Source organism: Caulobacter sp. FWC26 (assembly GCF_002742645.2).
In the GTDB taxonomy this organism is placed as follows: Bacteria; Pseudomonadota; Alphaproteobacteria; order Caulobacterales; family Caulobacteraceae; genus Caulobacter.
Genome location: NZ_CP033875.1, coordinates 3,004,410 through 3,022,953, shown reverse-complemented (window position 1 = coordinate 3,022,953; position 18,544 = coordinate 3,004,410). Strand labels below are relative to the sequence as shown.

General features: G+C 67.3%; 23 protein-coding genes, 1 tRNA gene and 1 pseudogene. 15 read left to right on the top strand and 10 right to left on the bottom strand.

From position 1 onward, the window contains the following. The first annotated feature begins 134 nt into the window (after positions 1-134). From CSW63_RS15930 to CSW63_RS15920, 3 genes are read left to right on the top strand one after another with little or no spacing between them, the layout of a single operon-like run. On the top strand, positions 135-1,352 hold the full coding sequence (locus tag CSW63_RS15930; protein WP_062099764.1) for an acyltransferase: 1,218 nt from the start codon (positions 135-137) through the stop codon (positions 1,350-1,352). Between the two features lie 17 nt (positions 1,353-1,369). Further along, positions 1,370-2,017, top strand: coding sequence for a hypothetical protein (locus CSW63_RS15925; RefSeq protein WP_168193744.1), 648 nt, complete (start codon positions 1,370-1,372; stop codon positions 2,015-2,017). 8 nt (positions 2,018-2,025) lie between these two features. Next, positions 2,026-2,337 (top strand): transcriptional regulator, encoded by a 312-nt coding sequence (locus tag CSW63_RS15920; protein ID WP_062099766.1) that lies wholly within the window; start codon positions 2,026-2,028, stop codon positions 2,335-2,337. A gap of 6 nt (positions 2,338-2,343) precedes the next feature. Here the strand turns inward: CSW63_RS15920 and gluQRS are convergent, their stop codons facing one another. Together gluQRS and CSW63_RS15910 are read right to left on the bottom strand one after the other, a co-directional pair. Continuing rightward, positions 2,344-3,183 carry a tRNA glutamyl-Q(34) synthetase GluQRS gene (gene gluQRS / locus CSW63_RS15915; RefSeq protein WP_062099767.1) on the bottom strand — a complete coding sequence of 280 codons (840 nt, stop codon included), beginning with the start codon at positions 3,181-3,183 and terminating at the stop codon, positions 2,344-2,346. Next, complete coding sequence (locus CSW63_RS15910; RefSeq protein WP_062099768.1) at positions 3,180-3,809, bottom strand: TetR/AcrR family transcriptional regulator; 630 nt, start codon at positions 3,807-3,809, stop codon at positions 3,180-3,182. Before CSW63_RS15910 ends, gluQRS begins: the two co-directional genes overlap by 4 nt. Before the next feature lie 168 nt (positions 3,810-3,977). On the opposite strand from CSW63_RS15910, the gene CSW63_RS15905 reads away from it, so the two are divergent. The 5 genes from CSW63_RS15905 to CSW63_RS15885 all read left to right on the top strand — a co-directional run bounded on the left by CSW63_RS15905 (position 3,978) and on the right by CSW63_RS15885 (position 6,541). Further along, entirely contained in the window at positions 3,978-4,088 is a 111-nt protein-coding gene (locus CSW63_RS15905; RefSeq protein WP_062099769.1) for a hypothetical protein, read from the top strand. Positions 4,089-4,268: 180 nt separating this feature from the next. Next, a complete protein-coding gene (gene greA / locus CSW63_RS15900; protein WP_062099770.1) occupies positions 4,269-4,751 on the top strand; it encodes a transcription elongation factor GreA in 483 nt (160 codons plus the stop codon). 51 nt (positions 4,752-4,802) lie between these two features. Further along, positions 4,803-5,444 (top strand): DNA-3-methyladenine glycosylase, encoded by a 642-nt coding sequence (locus tag CSW63_RS15895; protein WP_062099771.1) that lies wholly within the window; start codon positions 4,803-4,805, stop codon positions 5,442-5,444. Between the two features lie 161 nt (positions 5,445-5,605). Then, positions 5,606-6,169 carry an HNH endonuclease gene (locus CSW63_RS15890; RefSeq protein ID WP_082749792.1) on the top strand — a complete coding sequence of 188 codons (564 nt, stop codon included), beginning with the start codon at positions 5,606-5,608 and terminating at the stop codon, positions 6,167-6,169. Positions 6,170-6,256: 87 nt separating this feature from the next. Next, positions 6,257-6,541, top strand: coding sequence for a hypothetical protein (locus tag CSW63_RS15885; protein WP_062099773.1), 285 nt, complete (start codon positions 6,257-6,259; stop codon positions 6,539-6,541). Here the strand turns inward: CSW63_RS15885 and CSW63_RS15880 are convergent. The 6 genes from CSW63_RS15880 to CSW63_RS15855 form a co-directional block, all read right to left on the bottom strand. Then, complete coding sequence (locus tag CSW63_RS15880) at positions 6,534-7,055, bottom strand: hypothetical protein (protein WP_062099774.1); 522 nt, start codon at positions 7,053-7,055, stop codon at positions 6,534-6,536. The genes CSW63_RS15885 and CSW63_RS15880 overlap by 8 nt on opposite strands. Before the next feature lie 79 nt (positions 7,056-7,134). Then, positions 7,135-8,919 carry a M1 family metallopeptidase gene (locus CSW63_RS15875; protein WP_168193670.1) on the bottom strand — a complete coding sequence of 595 codons (1,785 nt, stop codon included), beginning with the start codon at positions 8,917-8,919 and terminating at the stop codon, positions 7,135-7,137. Positions 8,920-9,002: 83 nt separating this feature from the next. Continuing rightward, entirely contained in the window at positions 9,003-9,563 is a 561-nt protein-coding gene (locus tag CSW63_RS15870; protein ID WP_062099776.1) for a demethoxyubiquinone hydroxylase family protein, read from the bottom strand. Further along, positions 9,560-10,189, bottom strand: a complete 630-nt coding sequence (locus CSW63_RS15865; protein ID WP_062099777.1) for a disulfide bond formation protein B — start codon at positions 10,187-10,189, stop codon at positions 9,560-9,562. The genes CSW63_RS15870 and CSW63_RS15865 overlap by 4 nt, the downstream gene beginning before the upstream one ends. Beyond that, positions 10,186-10,794 carry a YqaA family protein gene (locus tag CSW63_RS15860; RefSeq protein WP_062099778.1) on the bottom strand — a complete coding sequence of 203 codons (609 nt, stop codon included), beginning with the start codon at positions 10,792-10,794 and terminating at the stop codon, positions 10,186-10,188. Before CSW63_RS15860 ends, CSW63_RS15865 begins: the two co-directional genes overlap by 4 nt. A 106-nt stretch (positions 10,795-10,900) precedes the next feature. Next, a complete protein-coding gene (locus CSW63_RS15855; RefSeq protein ID WP_062099779.1) occupies positions 10,901-13,102 on the bottom strand; it encodes a TonB-dependent hemoglobin/transferrin/lactoferrin family receptor in 2,202 nt (733 codons plus the stop codon). A 164-nt stretch (positions 13,103-13,266) separates the two neighbouring features. On the opposite strand from CSW63_RS15855, the gene CSW63_RS15850 reads away from it, so the two are divergent. From CSW63_RS15850 to CSW63_RS15820, 6 genes are all read left to right on the top strand, one after another. Next, positions 13,267-14,052: a DUF4198 domain-containing protein gene (locus CSW63_RS15850; RefSeq protein WP_062099780.1), complete on the top strand. Its 786-nt coding sequence runs from the start codon at positions 13,267-13,269 to the stop codon at positions 14,050-14,052. Further along, positions 14,049-14,534 (top strand): EF-hand domain-containing protein, encoded by a 486-nt coding sequence (locus CSW63_RS15845; protein ID WP_082749795.1) that lies wholly within the window; start codon positions 14,049-14,051, stop codon positions 14,532-14,534. The genes CSW63_RS15850 and CSW63_RS15845 overlap by 4 nt, the downstream gene beginning before the upstream one ends. Positions 14,535-14,655: 121 nt before the next feature. Continuing rightward, positions 14,656-14,904, top strand: a complete 249-nt coding sequence (locus CSW63_RS15840) for a DUF3297 family protein (RefSeq protein ID WP_062099782.1) — start codon at positions 14,656-14,658, stop codon at positions 14,902-14,904. A 34-nt stretch (positions 14,905-14,938) separates the two neighbouring features. Then, entirely contained in the window at positions 14,939-15,181 is a 243-nt protein-coding gene (locus tag CSW63_RS15835) for a hypothetical protein (protein ID WP_062094199.1), read from the top strand. An 82-nt stretch (positions 15,182-15,263) separates the two neighbouring features. After that, the gene (locus CSW63_RS15830; protein ID WP_168193743.1) at positions 15,264-16,037 is read left to right on the top strand and encodes a hypothetical protein; all 774 of its coding nucleotides are present in this window, start codon (positions 15,264-15,266) and stop codon (positions 16,035-16,037) included. 225 nt (positions 16,038-16,262) lie between these two features. Next, positions 16,263-16,772, top strand: a complete 510-nt coding sequence (locus CSW63_RS15820; RefSeq protein ID WP_062094196.1) for a MarR family winged helix-turn-helix transcriptional regulator — start codon at positions 16,263-16,265, stop codon at positions 16,770-16,772. 3 nt (positions 16,773-16,775) lie between these two features. Here CSW63_RS15820 and CSW63_RS15815 read toward each other — a convergent pair whose 3' ends face one another. Then, the gene (locus CSW63_RS15815) at positions 16,776-17,768 is read right to left on the bottom strand and encodes a P1 family peptidase (protein ID WP_062094195.1); all 993 of its coding nucleotides are present in this window, start codon (positions 17,766-17,768) and stop codon (positions 16,776-16,778) included. 101 nt (positions 17,769-17,869) lie between these two features. On the opposite strand from CSW63_RS15815, the gene CSW63_RS15810 reads away from it, so the two are divergent. Further along, positions 17,870-17,954 (top strand) — tRNA-Leu (locus tag CSW63_RS15810). 4 nt (positions 17,955-17,958) lie between these two features. Here CSW63_RS15810 and CSW63_RS15805 read toward each other — a convergent pair. Continuing rightward, a pseudogene (locus CSW63_RS15805) lies at positions 17,959-18,543 on the bottom strand (alpha/beta hydrolase); the annotation flags it as partial. Position 18,544 lies beyond the last annotated feature (1 nt).

Sequence of the window (18,544 nt, the reverse complement as noted above, 5' to 3'; positions counted from 1 at the left end):
GCCCCTGGGTCCCGGCGCTCCGCTGCGCTTCGGCCGGGATGACACGGCATCAGAGGATACAGGCTTCTGATAGACTAGTTTACAAAACAAACTAGTTGATCCATGGTACGCCCACTTGAGGAAGGGATCAGCCCATGCACGCGCCGCTCAGTGTCACCGAACGATCGACGATGGCCCAACTCGGCGGCCGCAACGCTCCGATCGGCGCGTTGCGCGCCTTCGTCACCCTGCTGGTGATCGCCCACCACACGGTGCTGGCGTACACGCCCAATCCGCCGCCGATCGCGGACTTCGGCCAGGCCCCGTACCTGTGGATGGCCTTCCCGGTTCGCGATCCTCAGAAGTTCGAGCTGTTTGGCCTGCTGACCCTGGTCAACGATCTGTTCTTCATGTCGCTGATGTTCTTCATCTCGGGTCTGTTCGTCGCTGACGGCCTGCGGGCGAAGGGTAGCGGCGGGTTCCTGGGCGGCCGGGCCCTGCGACTGGGTGTTCCGTTTGTGCTTGCGGCGGGCCTGCTGGCGCCGCTGGCCTATTTCCCGGCGTGGCTGCAGGCCGGTGGGGATGTCTCTGTCGCCGCCTTCGCAAGCGCCTGGTTCGATCTGCCCGTCTGGCCCAGCGGCCCGGCGTGGTTCCTGTGGGTGCTGCTCGCCTTCGGCGCCGTGGCCACGGCGATCAACCTGATCGCGCCGGGCGCGATCGAGAGCCTCGGACGGCTGGCGCGCGGCGCGGATCGTAAGCCGGGCCTGTTCTTTCTCGGGCTCGTGATCGCCAGCGCCGTTGCGTATATCCCGATGAGCGCGACCTTCACCTTCATGCATTGGACGCAGGTGGGGCCCTTCACGGTGCAGACTTCGCGGGTCCTTCATTACTTCGTCTATTTCCTGGCCGGCGTCGCGGTCGGGGCGGCGGGCGTCGGCCAGGGGCTGACCAACGCGGAGGGCAAGCTGGCCAAGCGCTGGTGGGCCTGGCAGGCCGCCCCGATCCTGCCCGTCGTGGGGGTGATCGCGGTGATCATCATGGCCTTTTCGCCCAAGCCGCCGCCGCGCCTGGCGCTGGACATCGGCGGCGGCGTGATGTTCGCCCTGGCCTGCGCCACCCTGTCCTTCGCGGCGTTGGCCACCTTCCTGCGGTTCGTCAAGAAAACCGGTCCGATCGGCGCCAGCCTGCAGGCCAACGCCTACGGCATGTACCTGACCCACTACGTCTTCACGGCCTGGCTGGCCTGGCTGTTCCTGCCTCAAGCCTGGGGCGGACTGGCCAAGGGCGTGGCGGTGTTTGTCGGGGCCACCGTGTTGAGCTGGATTCTGACCATGGCACTACGTCGCCTGCCGCTGTTGGGTCGAATCCTGTGACCGTCCATGATGCCGCGCTGAAAGGGGCCGACATGAGCAAAGACCTGAAGAGCGTCCAGGACGACCTGGCCTTCCTGCGCGGCCTGGCCGAAGGCTCCCAGGAGCGCGGCGGACTGGGTGTGGCCGGCGGCGCGCTCTACGGCGCGGCCGGGCTGCTCTATGGTCTTCAGTCTCTGATCTACGTTGTCCAGGAACGCGGGCTGATCGGCCTTGGCGGCCTTGGCAACCTGATCCTGGCCTGGGCGCCGACCGTGATCTTCCTGGTGCTGATGACCATCGTCATCATCAAGGATCGCAAGAGCCCGCAACGCGGCGTCACCAATCGGGCGGTCAACGCGGCGTTTCAGGCGACGGGCGTGGCGAACCTGGCCCTGATCATCGTCTTCGCGGCGGCCGCCTCGCGCCACAAGGACTTCCACTACTGGCTCTTCCATCCGGCGGTGGTGTTCATCCTGCAAGGCGCGGTGTGGCAGGTGATCTACGTGCTGCGCCGGAGGATGTGGATGCTGATCGTCGCCCTGGGCTGGCTGGTCTCCGGCGTGGCCATGGGCCTTCTGATCGAGCGGGCGGACCTCTACCTGATGATCGCCAGCTTCGGCCTGTTCGCGTTCATGGCGGCCCCGGGCTTCTACATGATGCGCCAGGCCATGCGGTCGGCGGCCTGAGGCGCTCGGTGGCCCCCAAGTTTGAAATCAGCGGGCTGGACGACGTGATCCATGGCCGGGTGCGCCTGGGCATCGTCGCCTATCTGGCCAGCGCCGAGGTCGCGGACTTCACCGAGCTGAAGGATGTGCTCGAGGTCACCCAGGGCAACCTGTCGATCCACCTGCGCAAGCTGGAGGAGGCGGCTTACGTGTCGATCGACAAGAGCTTCGTCGGGCGCAAGCCCCTGACGCGCGTGCGACTGACCGACACCGGCCGGGCGGCGTTTTCGAACTATCTGAAGGCCATGGGGCAGTTGGTGGAGCAGGCGGGCGGCGGCTGATCGCCCTCATTCAAACCCGAGTTCGGCGCGAAGCGCCGAGGCTGTCATCCCCGACGCGCGAAGCGCCCGCAGGGTCTGGGCCTTGTCCCGCTTGGCGTAGCGCTTGCCGTCCGGCCCCGTGAGCAGGCCATGGTGGCGATAGACCGGGGTCGGCAGGCCCAGCAGCGCCTGTAGCAGTCGCTGGATATGCGTGGCCTCGAACAGGTCTTCGCCCCGGATCACATGGGTCACTCCCTGCAGCGCATCGTCATGAACGACCGCAAGGTGGTAGGCCACGCCGACGTCCTTGCGGGCCAGGACGATATCGCCGGCGGTTTCGGGGCGGGCTTGGACGGTTCGGGGCGATGATCTGTCGACGCCTTCCTCCACGAAGGTGAGGGAATCGAAGCCGCCGAGGGCCTCTCGCGCCGCCGCCAGCGACAGCCGCCAGGCGAACGGCTCGCCGCGCGCCAGCCGTTCAGCTTCCTCGCCCGCGCTGAGCGGCGCGCCGACATAGGCGACGGCGGGCTCGTGCGGCGCGCGACCTATGTCGATTTCCTTGCGGGTCTTGAAGCAGCGATAGACGAGGCCGCGATCGCGCAGCGCTGCAATGGCGGCCTCGTAGTCCGATAGGTGCTCGGATTGCCGGCGCGCCGGCGTTTCCCAGCGCAGGCCCAGCCAGGCGAGGTCTTCCAGGATCGCCGCCTCGTACTCGGGTCGGCAACGGGTGGCGTCGATGTCCTCGATGCGCAGGATGAACCGCCCGCCCGCCGCGCGCGCCGCCTCGAACGTAGTCAGCGCGGAGTAGGCGTGGCCGCGATGCAGGTAACCCGTCGGGGAGGGCGCGAACCGGGTGACGAACGTCAAGCCGGATCCTGGTCGATGACCTTGGCGAACATGCCCAGATGCTCGAAGACCGCCCGCAGGAACGCCTCTTCGCCGCCGAGCAGTTCCTTGAGCGGCGCGAACTGCTTGAAGCTGATCATCTCGGCCAGGCCATGTCCGGCGCACCAGGCGGCGATCGTCGCCAACTCCAGGTCGATCTCGGTGGCGCGGCCGCCGCTATTCTCGCCGATGGTGTCGCGGACCTGGCAATAGGCGCCGTCGTCCTTCAGCTGGTCGGGCAAGGCGTCCCGGTCGCGTGAGCAGTCATACATGACGCGATAGAGCGCGGGATTGTCGCGGGCGAAGCACACATAGGCGACGCCGAGATTGGTCATCTGGTCCCGGGCGGCATTGTTCTCGCCACGGGCTTTGGAGAGCGCCGCATCGAGTTCGTGCCAGCCCTCGTGCGCCACGGCGTCCAGCAGTTCGGCCTTGTCCTTGAAGTGATGGTACGGCGCGGCGGGGCTTACCCCGGCCTCGCGCGCCACCGCCCGGAGAGACAGCGCCGCAGGACCATCGGTCTCGAGAATCTTGCGCGCCGCCCCAATCAGGGCGCGGCTCAGGTCACCGTGGTGATAGGGGCGTGATTCTGCGGTCGCTGTGCTCATCGGCCTCACTCTAACCCCGCCTTTCTAAAATTTCATCCAAACGCTGTAAAGATCATCTTGACGGCGTTCAGATTGGTGCTATCTAAGCACCGTCCAGATTGGCTCGTCTCTGGCGAGACCGATGATCCGTAGCGGATCGGGACAAGCTGAATGAGAGGGATCATCATCATGAACCGCACGCTGAACGCCTTTGAAACCGCCTTTGACCGCATGGCCGCCGGCTACTTCCTGGTCATCGCTCTGGGCGTTGCCGCCGCCATCGTCGGCGTCGTCCTGTAGGCTGTTGATCCACGATCGGCGGGCGAGTTCCACGGGAGCGCCCGCCGCCGTGTCCAATGCGGCTACCGCTTGAACCGCCGCCTTGGCGGAGCTAACCAGAGCGGGACGCGTTAGGCCCCAGACGCCGCCTCTGTTCGACGCGTCACGGGCCCCTGCAATGTTTCACAGACTTTTCCGGCCATGAGCGTCGCCTTCACCAAGGAAGGCGACAGCGAAGCCTTCGCCGCCGATCTGCCGGATCGTCCGATCTCCACGCACCCGAACCTGGTGACGCCCGACGGCCTAGCCGAGATCGAGCTCGAACTCGCGGCTGCGCGCGCGGCGTATTCCAGCGCCCAGAGCGCGGGCGGCGCCGCCGACGGTGACCGCACGGCCATGGCGCGCGCGACGCGCGATCTCCGCTACTGGTCGGCCCGTCGCGCGACCGCGCAAGTGCTGGAACGCGATCCCTCCAAGTCGGTGGCGCAGTTCGGCGATCGCGTGACGTTCGAACGCGAGGACGGCCGGGTTCAGACTTTCCGGATCGTCGGCGAGGACCAGGCCGATCCCGCCAAGGGCTCGATCTCTTACGTCGCGCCGATCGCCCGGGCTTTGCTCGGCAAGGCGGTCGGCGAGGTCTCCGCCGCGCCGGGCGGCGCGATCGAGATCACGGTGATCGAGTAGAGCCGCAAGTTTCGGGTTGTGCGCGGGCGCTGTCAGAGCGACCAAGCCTGGATGTTCGACCCGCCTTCCGCCGAAGCGATCCTGGCCGCCCGCAAACACCTGGCGGCCGCCGATCCGGCCTTGGCGGCGGCGGAGGCTGTGACGCCGGCCTTCGCTTGGCGCGTCGGCCTGGGCGGCTTTCCCGGTCTTCTGAAGATGATCGTCCAGCAGCAGGTGTCGCTTGCCTCCGCTGCGGCGATCTGGGCGCGGGTCGAGGCGGGGCTGCCGGACATGACACCGGAGGCGGTGGCGGGGCTGGAAGAGGCTCACCTGCTCTCGCTGGGCCTTTCCCGGCCCAAGGCGCGCTATGCCCGGGCCATCGCCGAGGCCCATTTGAACGGCGCCTGCGATTTCAACGCGCTAAGGAGCCTCTCCGACGCGGAGGCCGTGGCGGCCCTCACGGCGATCACCGGCGTGGGCCGATGGACGGCCGAGGTCTTCCTGATGTTCACCCAAGGCCGGCTGGACCTGTTTCCCGGCGGGGACGTGGCGCTGCAGGAAGCCCTGCGCTGGGTCGACGGCGCCGATGTCCGTCCGACCGAGAAGCAGGCCTACGCCCGGGCCGAGCTTTGGCGGCCTTACAGGAGCGTCGCCGCTCACCTGCTGTGGGCCTGCTACGGCGCCGTGAAACGACGCGAAATCGCGCCTTTTTGAAAACGAGCCAGGGATGTCTTGGTTCTGTCGCTGAGTCGGATCATCCTTCTCATGCGTTCGGGAATGAATGGCGATTCCCTGAATAGCGTAGGAAGGAGGCCCGTCTTCAGTCCTGTCGCGTACCCCATCGTCCGAGGCCCTGGCCGCCTCGAGAGGAGGACTTGATGCAGGTCCTCACCCGCCCGCCGTCGGGCATGCCCGCTCTGGTCCTCAACGCGGACTTCAGGCCGTTGAGCTACTATCCGCTGTCCCTCTGGCCCTGGCAGGAGGTGATCAAGGCGGTGTTTCTGGACCGCGTCGATGTCGTGGCCAGCTATGACCAGGTCATCCACTCGCCCTCCTGTGAGATGAAGCTGCCCAGCGTGGTGGCTCTGAAGCAGTATGTGCCGCAGGAGCGCCCGCCGGCCTTCACACGCTTCAACCTGTTCCTGCGCGACAGTTTCAGCTGCCAGTACTGCGGATCTCCGGACGACCTGACGTTCGACCACGTCATCCCGCGCTCGCGGGGCGGCCGCACGACCTGGGAGAACATCGTCACCGCCTGCGCGCCCTGCAACCTCAGCAAGGGCGGGCGAACGCCGCGCGAGGCGGGAATGCAGACGTTCCACACCGCGCGCCGGCCGTCGATGTACGAGCTGCAGGAACGCGGGCGCCGGTTCCCGCCGGGACGGCTGCATGTGAGCTGGCTGGACTATCTGTACTGGGACATCGAGCTGGAGGCGTAAGGCGAGCTTCCGGCCCGCCGGTCGCCCGATGCAACCGGAGCCGCCAGGCGCGGGTTCTTCCCATGACAGTCGTCATGGAGATCGAAGATGAACCAGAACCCCGCCAACGACGCTGACAAGCGTCACTTCACGCATGGGACGGCCGCATCGACGGCTGACATGGCCGCAGAGGGCAAGATCCGGCCCGAGGACAAGTCCTTCGACGCGCCCCACGCGCGGGAAGCCGACGAACCGCTGGCCGAGGGTGAAAAGCACGATCAGCTCGCGGGCAGGGTCGCCCAGTCGGAAAACCGCCAGGAGGCCTTGCTCGACGAAGGCCTGGAAGAGAGCTTCCCCGGCAGCGACCCGGTCAGCGTCAAACGGATTACCTGACCGGAAAGCGGCGGGCCGCGCGTTGCGCGAAGGTGTCGTAACCGGGGCTCGCGTTTTCGGCTTTGGTCTGAGCAGGGGCGAAGCTGATTGACGGGCGACGCGGCGTGCGCCGGCGGTTCAAGGCCGCGATCTCGGCGAAGGTCTTGTCGCCGTGGTCACGCGCCATCTTCCGAACGGTCTCGATCATGCTCGCGCCGTAGATCGTCGCCACGCCGGCCGCGTCCGCCAGCCAGTCCAGCAGGCTGGCGCTGCGATGGCCCAAAAGTTGCGCCACCTCGACGCCCGCGCCAAGGATCAGCGCGGCGATGGCCAGATCGCTGCGGCGCGAACGCGGGAAGGCCAGGAACGAAACCGCCAGCAGCCCGCCAAAGGCCAGGGCGTGGGCGGTCTTGTCGCTTAGCCCGATCAGCCGCTCGGCGCCTTGGAAAGGACCCAGCGCCAGGACTGCGACCGCGAGGCCGCCCATCAGCAGAGCCCCGCGCGCTGCGATCACGAAATGGCTTGGCTTCAACACGGACGCGGTCTCCAACACAGACCTCTGACCCTAGAGGCCAGATCGCGCCATCGGGTAAAGCGACAAGGTTAGCGAGGGTTCAAGACCCCGGGCTGGGCGAAGCCTTTTGCGCTTCGGCCTTCTTGCGCGCCTCAGCCGCCGCCTTGTCCGCCGCCTGTTTCCAGGCTTGGAACGCCTCGACATAGGGTTGGCGACGCAGAACCTTGGACGCGGGATCGACGATGACAGGAACCGCATCGCCCACCGTCACGCGGCCGGTTCCGCCGGCCATCGGCAAGGTCACCAGCTTTCCGCCGATCTTGACGTCCACGGGCATCGGGAAGGGTTTGTCGGCCGGCGTTTTCCATTGCAGCACGAGGTCGGCCCCGTCGCGGCGCTCGATCAGTTCCGGCGGAGCGGCCTGGTACAGATAGACGTCGAAGAACCAGCCGAAGTCCTGGCCGGTGACCTCGTTGACGATCCGCACGAAGTCCCGGGTGCTCAAATAGCGCGGCGAGAAGTTTCCGGGCTTGGGGTCATCGCGGCCGTACACAGCGATCCGGGTGATCTTGAAGAACGCCTCATCGCCAATCAGGGCGCGCAAGGTGTGGAGGACGTTCGAGGCCTTGTAGTAGATGTCGTTCCCCGGACCGCGATCACCGTTATAGACCGCGTCCTCCTTGAGCGGGCGATCCGAGACGATCGGGAACTTGTTGCGCACGGCCAGGCGCTGAGTGTTCAGCCGGCTCATATATTCCATGTCGCCGTGCAGCCACTGCGAGTAGAGCGGCTGCATGTAGCTGCCGAAGCCCTCGTGCAGCCACATGTCGTCGTTGTCGGCGTTGGTCAGCTGGTTGCCGAACCACTCGTGCGCGAACTCGTGCTGCAGCAGCCAGTCGAAACCGAAGCCGTCCTTCTTATAGGCGTTGCCGTAGGCGTTGATCGTCTGGTGCTCCATGCCCAGATGCGGCGTCTCGACCACGCCCATCTTCTCGTCGCGGAACGGGTAGGGGCCGATCATCTGCTCGAAGAAGTCCAGCATCGGCGTGAACTCGGCGAACAGGTCCTTGGCCGGCGCGGCGCTGGACTTCAGGTGCCAGAACGACAGCGGAATGCTGTCGCCGAACCGGCTCTCATAGGTCCCGGTCAACTCCTCGTAGGGGCCGACATCCAGCGCGATGGCGTAGGTGTTCGGCTGCTTGGCCCGCCAGTGATAGGTGCGCCAGCCGTCCTTCTCGGTCATGCCCTTGAAGACGCCGTTGGCCGGTGCGACTAGGGGTGCGGGCACGGTGATGTGCAGGTCCACCAGTTTGGGTTCGCCAGTCGGGTAGTCGATGCAGGGCCAGAAGAGATCGCAGCCGTCGCCCTGGACCGCCGTGGCGATCCACGGCTCGCCGGTCTCGGTCTTGGACCACACGAAGCCGCCGTCCCACGGCGCGCGCTTGGCCTCGTGAGGGACGCCGTCATAGGTGACGGCGAGCGTCACCTGTCTCCCCTTGGCCACCGTCCGGGGCAGGGTGATCGTCAGCCGGCCTTCGGGGTTGCTCCAGGATGTCGGCTTCAGCGCCTTTCCGTCGATCGTCAGCCTACGGATCGTGAAGACGCGATCGAAGTCGACCACCAGCTTGTCGAGCCGGGATTTAGCCGTGAAGGTCAGGGTCGCCTCGCCCTCGATGGCCTTCTTCTCGGGGAGGATCTTGAGCTTGAGGTCGGCGTGATCGAACGCCAGGGCGCGTTGCGCCTCCGGCATCGCGCCGCCGGTTTCCAGCGTGAGTTCGCTGGTCTTGACCGTCTGGGCGCCGACTTGCCCGACGCCTAGCGCCAGGCATGAGACCGCACAGGCGGCGAAAAGGCTAAAGCGATGCGACAACGGACGACTCCCCACCCGACCCCATAGAGGGCCTATGGGTAGGCTCGTCCGCGCGGGGCGCCAAGCGCTTGCACGAAAGCGGGACCTTCGTCTTCGGCTCAGATCTTCTCGCTGATCTTGATGGCGGCGCGGCATCCGGCCTGGATCACCGCCGTCAGAAGCGGATAGGCCGTCGCCTCATGCGCGCCTTCTTCGATGGCGATGTCGCGATGCGCCAGCTCGTCGTCGCGGAACTGGCTGAGTTCGGCCGCCAGCGCCGGATCGCGGTCCTTCAGCTCCTCGATCTGGCCGGCGTAGTGCTTCTCGATCACCGTCTCGACGGCCTCGGTGCAGGCATGGGCGGCCTTGTCGCCCAGCAGGGCGGTGCCGGCGCCCAGCGCGAAGGCGGCGGCGCGCCAGACCGGCGACATCAACGTCGGCCGTACGCCGCGCTCGGTCAGCAGTTCGTTGAAGCGGGACAGGTGGACCTGCTCGTGACCTTCCATCTCGCGCAGCTGCTCGGCGATGCGTTCACGGCCGGGCGCGGCGCGCATGACCGCCGCCTGACCACGATAGATATGGACGGCGGCCAGTTCGCCGGCCTGGTCGACGCGCAGGATTTCCGCGAGGCGCGCGGCCGAGGCCGATGAGCCGGGACGCGGGGGGATGGGACGGGTCATGCCAGGGTCTCCGACTTGCGGAACGCCGCCAGGACGGACCAGACGGCCAGCTTGAGCGAGATCAGGACGTTCCAGCCGGCCATCGACAGGCCCAGGAACACCCAGGCGGCCTTGTCGCAGGCCGGCGGCTTGATAGCCGCCGTTCCCTTCAGCATCGCCTCGAGATTGGAGGCCGCTGCGGCGTCACCGCCGGAACAGGTCTTGGGTCCTGGCCACCACTTCCATTCGGCGCCGGCGTGATAGGTCGCCAGGCCCGCGCCGTAGAGGAAGATGGCGCCGAGAAGCAGGGCCAAAGGCAGGCGCAGGCGCGACCAGAACGGCGTGCGCTGCAAGGCCAGTCCGACCAGGCCGACCGTTCCGGCGACCCAGTAGACCTCGCGTTGCTTCAGGCACAGGTGGCAGGGCGCGAGGCCGCCGAACTTTTCGAAGGCGTGGGCGATGACCAGCAGCAGCGCGCTCGACAGCAGCGCCACCAGCGGCCAGTGCCGTGTCACGAGGTCATAGGTCGTGGCGATGACGGAGCGCTGCACGGGGGCGGCCGGCGTGGGACCGCGCACAGGCGTCGCCGCTGGCGGGGTTTCGCCCACAGGGGCGGTGTCTTCGACCTTCGGGTCCTCGTTCGTCATGCGACGCAGGCTCCAGCGCTTCCACTTCCGCCCAGGAGGTGGCTGGCGCCGAGACCGATGACAAGGAGCGCGATCAAAATTCCGGCGAACAAGGCGAGACGACGCTCGATCACCGGCAGCAGCGTGGGGCCGAACTTCTTGATGACGAAAGCCACCAGGAAGAAGCGCGCGCCCCGGGTGATCACCGACGCGGCGATGAACATCGGGAAGCTGAAGGCGGCAAGACCGGAGGCCACGGTCACCAGCTTATAAGGAATGGGCGTCAGGCCCTTGGCCAGGATGACCCAGACACCGTATTTGCCGTACCAGCACTGGAACTCTTCCAGCCCGCCGGCGTGGCCGGTGATCTTCATCAGCCAGATGCCGAGATCCTGCAGGAAGAAGCCGATCGCATAGCCGAGGATGCCGCCCAGAACCGAGGCGAGGGTGCAGAGGGCCGCATAGCGCCAGGCCTTCTCCGGCTTGGCCAGGCACATCGGCGCCAGCATCACGTCGGGCGGAACGGGGAAGAAGGAGCTCTCGGCGAACGAGACGGCGAACAGGCTCTTTTCGGCGTGGCGCGAGGCGGCCAGACCCATGACCCAGTCGTAAAGGCGACGCAGCATGCGAACTCCGGTGTCGTGACCGCGACTAGCTAGCAGGGGCCGGGGCGCTTGTCCGCAAGGATGTCGGCGCGCGCGGCTTCCCGCCCGCGCGCGCCGCTCCGCCGGGTCAGAACTTCAGCGCCAGGGATATGCTGTAGTTCCGGCCAGGCTGGCTGTAGGCGTCCTTGACCACCGAGGTGTCGGAAAGGCCGCGGACGTCGCTCCACCACCAGTATTTCTCGTCCGTGAGATTGAAGACGCCCGCGCGCACCGTCACCGCCTCGGTGACAGACCACCAAGCCGTCGCGTCGGCGACGGTGAAGGCCGCCGGCGTGAAGCAGCCGCCCGCGCAGGTGACGCCCGTTCGGCTCGCCGATTTCCGATCCGCGTGGATGACGGAAAGATCCCCGCCGAACCGGCCTGACGGCGCGCGGTAGCCGAGGCCGCCGGTGATCTTGAGAGGATCGATGGACACGAGCGGCGTGCTGACGCCCTTGGCCTTGGACGAGCCCTTGGCGTAGGCGACCGCCGCTCGCGCCGTAAAGCCGGCGCCCAGGACGACGCTGCCCTTGGCTTCCGCGCCGCTGATCGTCACGCCGGTGAGGTTCACATACTGATAGACGGCGGGGCTGGCGGCGGTGAAGTTCCCGCCTACCTGGACCTGCTCGATGAAGTCGTCATAGTCGCCGGTGAACCCTGTCACCGACAGTCGCCAGCTTTCCCGGCCCAGGCGTAGCCCCGCTTCCAGGGTGCGGCTGGTTTCGGGTTTGAGGTCGGGGTTCGAGATCGACTGGTAGTTCGAGACCGGGTTGCTGAAGCCGGTGTTCACCTGCGATGGCGAGGGGGCCTTGAAGCCTGTCGCAGCGTTGGCGAAGACCGTGACGAGGTCGCTGGCTTCCCAGACCAGCCCCAGCTTGGGCGACAGGTGCGTGTCGCTCTGGCCGGCGGTCGCGGCGTGGAACAACGGGTCAGTCTTCGGATCCAGCTTGTAGTAGTCGAGGCGAAGGGCGGGGTAGAGCGCCAAGCGGCCGGCCTTGATCTCGTCCTGAACATAGAGCCCGGCCAGGGTGAAGTCCGTGGTCGGGAAAGCTCTAGCGGGGAAGGTCTCGCCGGCGGGCGGAACCGTACCGCCACGCACGCCTCGCTGGCGGGTGATCGACGCGTCGCCGCCCCAGACGATGTCGTGGGTGAGCGCGCCGTGGTCGAAGCGGCTGTGCAGTTCGGCGCTGGCGCCCAGCACCCGGTTGTCGAAGGTGGCGTCGCGCGTGCGATCGACGGCGGTGTTGCGATCCTCGGCCGAAAACTGACGCGTCGTGCTCTTTTGCCAGTAGAGGGTCGTGTGGGCGCTATCGATCAGGCCCTGGCCGCCGTCGAACCGGTGATCCAGGCTGACACGATCACGCTTCACCTTGTCGAAGGCGGTCAGGCCGATCACGCTGGTTGCGGCCAGGGGCGGCTTGGCGATCGCCGACAGGACCGTCCAATCCACATCGCGGTCCAGATGATCCACCGTCAGGCGGAAGCGGTTATGGTCATCGGGGCTGTAGATCAGCTTGGCCAGGATCGCGTTGGACTGGTTGTCCTCGGGGTTGGCGGTGGTGCGGTCGGTGTTGGCCGAGGCGTTGGTCCCGGCCGTCTTCTGGCCCTCGCCGTCGCGGCGGGTGTAGGTCAGCAGGCCCTCCCAGCGGCCGACCTGGCCCGCCAGCAGCGCGCTTTCGGTCCAGCTCTCGTCGGCCGACGCATAGCCGATGCGCGCCCGACCCGCGAACGCGTCACCGCCCTTTAGAATGTCCGACGGGTCCTTGGTGATGAAGCTGACCGATCCAGCCAGGCCGTCCGAGCCATAGAGCGCTGAGGCCGGGCCCCGAACGATCTCCACCGACTTGAGCGTGTCGAGGTCGACCTGGTCGCCGCGTCCGACCGACTGGGCGCCGAACGCGAAGCTGTCGGGCACGCGCACGCCGTCCACGACGATGAGCACCCGGTTGCCCTCCAGGCCCCGAATATTGAAGCCTGCATTGCCGTCCCGCCCCGTCGAGGCGCCGGCGGCGGTGAACCGGGCGGGGGCGTTGCGGACCGAAACGCCCGGCTCCCCGCGCACCAGGTCCTTGATGTCCTTGATCAAGCCGTCCTCGATCTCCTGCGCTGAGATGACGGTCACGCTGGCGGGGGCCTTGGACAGGGCTTTTTCCGAGCGGGTGGCGGTAACGGTGACCTTGTCCAACTCGACGGCGTCGGATTCGGGCTTGGCGTCGTCCGCGCGAGCGGCCGTGGCGAGCAAGGCGGCGGTGGACGCGGCGGCGAGGGCGGCGAGTTTCAGGCGCGACATCGAGATCCCCTTCTTAATATTTTGATATGCGAATGACTCGCAACTGACGGTGAGGGGCCTAAGGTTCGATAGGGGCGCGGTCAAGCTAATTAAGATTGATTCTTAGAATCAGTCGCAATAAAGCGGAGTCGCCGCAGCCGTCGCGGCGCTTGGGGTTTTGTTCAATGATCCGTTCGTTTCGCGCCAGCCTGACAGGCGGCGCGCTGCTGTTCGCCCTGCTCGGGCCCGCCGCGCAGGCCCACTCGCCGTATCTGCTGCCGACCGTGTTCGACGCCTCGGACCGCAAGATCGTGACGGTGCAGGGCGCCTTCACCGAGAGCTTCTTCACGCCTGAAGTGGCAATGAAGTCGGACGGTTACGCCGTGATCGGTCCCGATGGCGTGCGCACCGCCCTGGTTCCGGTCTATACGCGCGAGCTCGCGCTGGTCGAGGCGACGACCGAGAAGCCCGGCACCTATCGGATCACCACCGGCCTGCGCGCCGGCCGGGTCGCCAAGGCGGCGCTGGTCAATGGCGAGTGGGCGTTCTTCGAAGGCTCCAAGGCGCCGGCCGACGCTATCGACATGCAGAGCCTGACCCTGGCGGACGTCTATGTCACGCGCGGGGCGCCCAGCGACCAGGCCTTGGCGCCCCACGGCAAGGGTCTGGAGTTCCGGGCCGTGACTCATCCCAGCAAGATCGTCACCGGCCAGGACGCGGTGTTCGAGGTCTTGTTCGACGGCAAGCCCGTAGCCGGTCAGCCGATCACCCTGCACGGGGCCGACGACCGCTACGCCGACACCAAGGCGACCCCCAAGACGCTGAAGAGCGACGCCAACGGCCGCTTCGCCGTGCGGGTCGATCGGTCCGGCGTCTACCAGATCCAGTCGCGCTACCGCGTCGCCGCGCCAGCCCCCGGCCAGCCGGGCCAGAGCTTCACCTACGCCCTGACCTTCGAATCCCTCCGTTGAGCGAAAGACCCCTCATGAAGACCCGCACCCTCCTGACCGCCGCCGCGGCCCTGTCCTTGATCGCAGGCGTGGCCCAAGCCGCCTCGCACGCCCGCGACATCTTCATCAAGGAGCAGGACCAGAACGGCGACGGCGTCGTCACCAAGGACGAGTACGCCGCCACCCGCGCCCTTCAGTTCGCCAAGACCGACACCGACAAGAGCGGCGCGCTGTCGCAAGCCGAGTACGTCGCCGAGTTCAAGGCGCGGCTGGAGGCCAAGCTGGCCGCTTCGGACATGACGCCTGACAAGAAGGACGAGGAGCGGATGCGCCAGATGCGGCAGACCGATATCCGCTTTGGGGTGCTCGACAGCGACAAGAGCGGCGGAATCACCAAGGCCGAGTTCGACTATTCGGGCTGGCGGATGTTCGTGACCCACGACACCAACAATGACGGGGTGGTCTCGGCCGCCGATCCGATCAAGAGCGACCAGACCACCTGAGCGCCGACGAAAGTCCGGCCAGGGGAGGGGATGTCCCTCAGGATTTGGCTTCTGCGCGTTTCGTAGCTATCACCGCCGGCCAAGACAGGGGCCGCGCGGCCCGCACCGAAAGCTGAAGACCATGAGCGACACGCCCCCCGACCGCCTCTCCGTCAATCCGGATAGCCCGTATTACGACGCCGATCTCCTGGAACGCGGCATCGGCATCCGCTTCAAGGGTGTCGAGAAGACCAATGTCGAGGAATACTGCATCAGCGAGAAGTGGGTGCGGGTCGCGGCCGGCAAGACCCTGGATCGCAAGGGCAATCCGATGACGATCAAGCTGCAGGGCGAGGTCGAGGCCTATTTCCGCGACACGGCCGAGGGCTGAGGCGCTGTCGACGAGCGATCCTGACCTGGAGGCGATGGCGCGCGACGAGCTGTCCCGCGCCGTCACGCTGCGCTGGCAGGACCTGAAGGGCGTGGTCCCCTGGGGTGACACCTTCGAGGGCATCTCGCCCGCCGGCCGCTATGTCGAGGTCGAGCGAAGCTACATCTGGAGCGGGGAGGCCGGCGGGGACATCCTCTGCGAGGTCGCCGTCTACGGCGGGCCCGCCCGTTACGAGCACGGCGCCCGCGTTTCGGCGATCATTTATCGGCCGTCCTGAGCACCTTGGCCGTGCATCAATAATGCTGTTGCGTTAACCATACGAAGCGTCATGAGAATGGCGTGTCGCGTGGGGCGGAGACATCAGCGTGTACCAGTCAGAATTTCCGGTCGACCAACCTGTGCCGGTCTTCGATCCGACGCTGGTTTTCCTTCTGGTGCTCGCCGGCCTGGCGATCATCGGCCTGGCCTTTTTCGCCGGACGGCTGACGGGGCGCGGCGACAAGGGCGAGAAGCACGGCGAGACGCCCAAGATCATTCATGAGGCCATCAAGGCCAAGTGCGTGGCCGCCAGCAGCGCCCACTCCGGCGAGCTTGTGGCCAAGACCCAGGACCTGATCGACGAAGTTCAGTTGCGGATCGGTCCGCTGCTGGTGTTCGGCGGACCGTGCGGCAAGGCCTTTGAGCAGCTCAACAAGGGCATGAAGGGCGAGCGTCCCGAGGAGAAGAAGGACGACCACGGCAAGGCCGACAAGCACGGCCACGGCAAGGGTCATGACGCCAAGGGCCACGACAAGGAACACGACCACGCCGCCGGCGGTCATCACGACGACCCCAAGGCCGCGCCCGCCAAGGCCGGCGTCGAGGTCCTGAGTCGCAATGTGACGATCGTGGGCTCCCAGACGGTGCTGCTGACCGACGCCAAGCCCGCCCACGGCGACCACGACGATCATGACGACGCGCCCAAACCCGTTGAATACAAGGAGCATATCCAGCTCCTGCGTCTGGCCGTCGCCGAATTCTCCGACTTCTGGAATCGCAAGACCTGCCTCGACGAGTTGCGCGCCTGCCAGAAGGCGCTGCTGACCACGCCGGAGCCGCCCAAGGACAAGCTCGCCGCCGCAGCCCATCACTGACGGATCGCTGTTCAGGAAGGCGAGACGGCTATTCTCTGCCCAAGTGACGTGCGATTATGACGTGTATTCGACGCGGATCGTAACGAGCATTGAGCTCCTGCGGCGGCGATGCCCAAACAGACAGGACCGATGGGGCCCTAGCCAGGGCCTCGTTCGGGAACGGATCAAGCGAAAGGTCGCTCCTTCCGAAGGCGACCGCGCCGGGGAAGGACGAAAGGAAGGGACATGACCGCAACGGTCTCTCCGATCACGTCTGGCGCGCCCGCAGCGCCCGAGGCCAATGTCAGCCTCTCGGACTATGTGCCGTATCGCCTGGCGACGGCCTCGGCCGCCGTGAGCCGTCTGATCGCGCGGGCCTATGAGGACCGCTTTGGTCTGACGATCCCGCAGTGGCGGTTGATGTCGGTGCTCGCCGAGGGCGCGTTGACCCCGCACACCGCCGTCACCCGCACCGCGATGGACAAGGTCCGGGTCAGCCGCGCCGCTCAGGAGCTGGTTGTGCGCCGGCTGGTGGCGCGCACCACGGTGCGGACAGATCGGCGCTCTCACACGCTGGAGCTCACGGCCGCCGGGCGACGGCTGTTCGCCGAGATCGCCCCCCTGGCCCTGGCCTATGAGGCGACGCTGCTGGCGGGACTGGCCCCCAGCGAGGTGGCCACCTTCAAGCGTCTGCTCGATCACCTGGAGACGGCCGCCATCCAGCTGGCCGGCGGCGAGACGATCACGCCGCCGTAAGGCTCAGCGGCGCTCTCGGCTTTCGTAGACCGCCCGGGCCATAGCCCGCGCGAGACAGTCGGCCGCCGCCGAGCCGATTCGGGTCCGCAGGACGCCGCGCACAGGATCCTCGCCCAGCGGCTTGGCGCCCGAGGCCAGGGCGAAGACGACATCGCCGTCGAACGGCGTATGGGCGGGGCGCACGGCGCGCGCCATCCCGTCATGCGCCATCATCGCCATGCGTTGGGCCTCAGCGGTGGACAGATCGGCGGTCGTGGCCACCAGGGCCAGCGTCGTGTTGGCCCCGGCCTTGAGGCGCGCGCCGAGCTTCGAGTCGTCCGGAAGCGGCTCGACCGCCGACGGCATGGCGCCAGGGCGGTGGCCGCCGAACTCGCCGTCGATCTCGAACGGCCAGGCCCAGAAGGTTTCCCCGTCGGCCATGTAGGCCGAGCCGACCGGATTGGCCGCCACCAGGGCACCGACGATCAGCCCGTCGCCGAGGTCGATCGAGGCCGAGCCCAGTCCGCCCGGCCGCACGCCCGCCATCGCCCCGCGTCCCGCGCCGACCGGGCCGAGCGGGAAATCCTCGCCGGCCGCCTCGACCGCCTTCATGCCCAGGGCGCGATAGGGCGGGTCCAGGCCCCAGGCCTTATCGCCGCCGTTGGAAAGGTCATGCAGACACGCCGCCGGCACGATCGGGATGGCCGGCGTGCCGGCGGTGATTCGCAGGCCCACGTCGCGGTTCGAAAGGGCCGAAGCCACGCCATCGGCCGCGCCAAGACCAAACACCGATCCCCCCGATAGACAGATCGCGTGGGCCTTGGAGAAGCTGTTCTCGGGGCGCAGCGTGTCGGTCTCGCGCACCGCCGGGCCGCCGCCGCGCACGTCGACGGCGGCGGTCCAGGCCTCGGGGCAGAGGACCACCGTCACGCCGGTGCGGACGGCCTCGTCCTCGACGCAGCCCACCTTCAGGCCGGCGACGTCGGTGATCAGGTTGCGGGGGCCGGGGCGCAGCATCGAGAATCTCCGTGTGGAGCGATGCTAAACCGTCCATCGCGCCTCTGGAATTCGCCGCGAACGCCTGCTAGGAAGACCACCCTTCGCGCAGGCGAAGATGTGCGGGCGTGGTGAAACTGGTAGACGCGCCGGACTCAAAATCCGGTTCCGAAAGGAGTGTCGGTTCGACCCCGACCGCCCGCACCAACTTCCTTTCCTTCTGTCGAGCGTCTTCCGTGACGCGCCGGACCAGGCGGTTCAGCAGGGCTCGCCCCTTTGGCCATGCACCGTGACCGGAGGCCACATTGATGTGGCCCGCTCGCCCCAGGTCGACGAACTCGGACCCCCAGCCGCGCGCGAAGGCCTCGGCGCGCTCGATCTCGACATAGGGATCGTTGCGGCTGGCCACGACCAGGCTCGGAAACGGCAGGCGCTGGCGGGGAATGGGCGAGAAGCCGACCAGCAGGCGGCCCGCCGGCCCCTCGCGATTGACGTCGGCCGGCGCCACCAGCATGGCCCCGCCCACGCCGCGCCCGCCCGTCACCTGGGCGAAGTGGGCGACCAGCGCGCAGCCCAGGCTGTGAGCCACCAGGATCGCGCCGGGCCGCTGGCGTACGGCCTCGGCCAGACTGATGGTCCAGTCGCCCAGCAGGGGGCGCTCCCAGTCCTGCTGCTCGACGCGCACCGCGCCCGGCAGCGCGCGTTCCCAATGGGTTTGCCAGTGATCGGGCCCGGAGTTGTAGAGGCCCGGCACGATCAGGATCGGCGGCGTGGCGTCACGGGCTTGCAAGGTCATG

What these genes read in the sequence shown, in the direction of transcription:
- CSW63_RS15885 (WP_062099773.1), top strand. Translation starts at nt 6,257, where the DNA reads ATGAACCAGAACCCCGCCAACGACGCTGACAAGCGTCACTTCACGCAT.
- CSW63_RS15835 (WP_062094199.1), top strand. Translation starts at nt 14,939, where the DNA reads ATGGCGCGCGACGAGCTGTCCCGCGCCGTCACGCTGCGCTGGCAGGAC.
- CSW63_RS15820 (WP_062094196.1), top strand. Translation starts at nt 16,263, where the DNA reads ATGACCGCAACGGTCTCTCCGATCACGTCTGGCGCGCCCGCAGCGCCC.
- CSW63_RS15895 (WP_062099771.1), top strand. Translation starts at nt 4,803, where the DNA reads ATGTTCGACCCGCCTTCCGCCGAAGCGATCCTGGCCGCCCGCAAACAC.
- CSW63_RS15930 (WP_062099764.1), top strand. Translation starts at nt 135, where the DNA reads ATGCACGCGCCGCTCAGTGTCACCGAACGATCGACGATGGCCCAACTC.
- greA (WP_062099770.1), top strand. Translation starts at nt 4,269, where the DNA reads ATGAGCGTCGCCTTCACCAAGGAAGGCGACAGCGAAGCCTTCGCCGCC.
- CSW63_RS15910 (WP_062099768.1), bottom strand. Translation starts at nt 3,809, where the DNA reads ATGAGCACAGCGACCGCAGAATCACGCCCCTATCACCACGGTGACCTG.
- CSW63_RS15850 (WP_062099780.1), top strand. Translation starts at nt 13,267, where the DNA reads ATGATCCGTTCGTTTCGCGCCAGCCTGACAGGCGGCGCGCTGCTGTTC.
- CSW63_RS15815 (WP_062094195.1), bottom strand. Translation starts at nt 17,768, where the DNA reads ATGCTGCGCCCCGGCCCCCGCAACCTGATCACCGACGTCGCCGGCCTG.
- CSW63_RS15905 (WP_062099769.1), top strand. Translation starts at nt 3,978, where the DNA reads ATGAACCGCACGCTGAACGCCTTTGAAACCGCCTTTGACCGCATGGCC.
- CSW63_RS15870 (WP_062099776.1), bottom strand. Translation starts at nt 9,563, where the DNA reads ATGACCCGTCCCATCCCCCCGCGTCCCGGCTCATCGGCCTCGGCCGCG.
- CSW63_RS15840 (WP_062099782.1), top strand. Translation starts at nt 14,656, where the DNA reads ATGAGCGACACGCCCCCCGACCGCCTCTCCGTCAATCCGGATAGCCCG.
- CSW63_RS15860 (WP_062099778.1), bottom strand. Translation starts at nt 10,794, where the DNA reads ATGCTGCGTCGCCTTTACGACTGGGTCATGGGTCTGGCCGCCTCGCGC.
- CSW63_RS15855 (WP_062099779.1), bottom strand. Translation starts at nt 13,102, where the DNA reads ATGTCGCGCCTGAAACTCGCCGCCCTCGCCGCCGCGTCCACCGCCGCC.
- CSW63_RS15865 (WP_062099777.1), bottom strand. Translation starts at nt 10,189, where the DNA reads ATGACGAACGAGGACCCGAAGGTCGAAGACACCGCCCCTGTGGGCGAA.